1 protein-coding gene is annotated in these 1,095 nt (G+C 64.1%); it reads right to left on the bottom strand.

Features of this window, described 5'->3' with window-relative positions:
* Window positions 1-976: IS110 family RNA-guided transposase (locus tag ABIB57_RS26800; RefSeq protein WP_354044508.1), on the bottom strand; the 976-nt coding region annotated here is incomplete at its 3' end.
* Window positions 977-1,095: the final 119 nt, after the last annotated feature.

Genomic DNA, 1,095 nt, shown 5'->3' with positions numbered 1-1,095 from the left:
GCAGGATCACCGCCAGGCGGCGGGCTACAGCGACAATGGCACGGCGCTGGCCTCGCCGTTGCGCAACCCGCATGCCCCAGGCCTTCAGCCACGACCAGTGACCACGTTGGGTGAGCAGGACCTGGGCGGCCTCGTACAGCATCGTGCGCAGCATGGTGTCGCCACACTTCGAGATGCCGCCGTCGTAGTCGATTTCACCCGACTGGTGACGGCGAGGTGTCAGCCCGACATGGGCACCCACCCCTCTGGAATGAGCAAAGCGCTGCGGCTGGTCGACAGTCGCGCGGTAGGTCAACGCAACAACAGCGCCGACACCCGGCGCCGTCATTAGCCGCCGGCACACGGGATCATGCCGCACGACGTCGAGCAGCATCTTGTGCAGCCTGGTGAACTCCTGGCGCATGACGCGACGGATGGTCAGCATCGGCTCGACGATGGCGGCAAGCCTGGGCAAACCTTCGACCAGCTCGCGGATACGCGTTTCGAACCCCGCTTGCCCGACTACGCCGACCTTCAGGCCGAAGTTGCGCAAAGTGCCACGAAGATCGGCATCAACGTCGAGCATCTTGCGTTGAACCAGCTGGCGCGCAGTCAGCAGCATCCGCTTCTCCTGGCTTGCCAGTGTCTTCACATGCACCGGCTTGAACAGGCCGACGCGCATCATCTGAGCAATGCCGCGCGCGTCGTGTCGGTCGGACTTGTTGATTTGCTGCGCCTTCAACAGCGACTTCATGTGACGGGTCTCGACGCAGATCACGGGCAGGCCGGCCTCCGCCATGCCGTTGACCAGCCACTGCGAAAGCGGCCCAGCCTCAATCCCGACGCGGCCGTAGTCCACGCCGATCGACGTCAGCAGCGTGATGATGTCGTCCGGCTCAGACGGCACCTTCCGCTCGCATATCACCTTACCGGCCTCATCGACGACGCACACCGCCGTCTCCTGCACCGACACGTCCAGTCGCACAAAATGCGCCATCGCCGTTGCTCCTTCCTTCGATGCCCGAGGTCAGGGGTGACCTCGCAAGCATCGTACATGAAGGGGCTGCAGCTTCCCGATCCCAGATCCCGCCGCAGCCGCCGCGATACACCATCTTT

Origin of the sequence: Devosia sp. UYZn731, from assembly GCF_040546795.1 — a bacterium.
Classification (GTDB): domain Bacteria; phylum Pseudomonadota; class Alphaproteobacteria; order Rhizobiales; family Devosiaceae; genus Devosia.
This window is presented reverse-complemented; position numbering and strand designations above follow the sequence as displayed.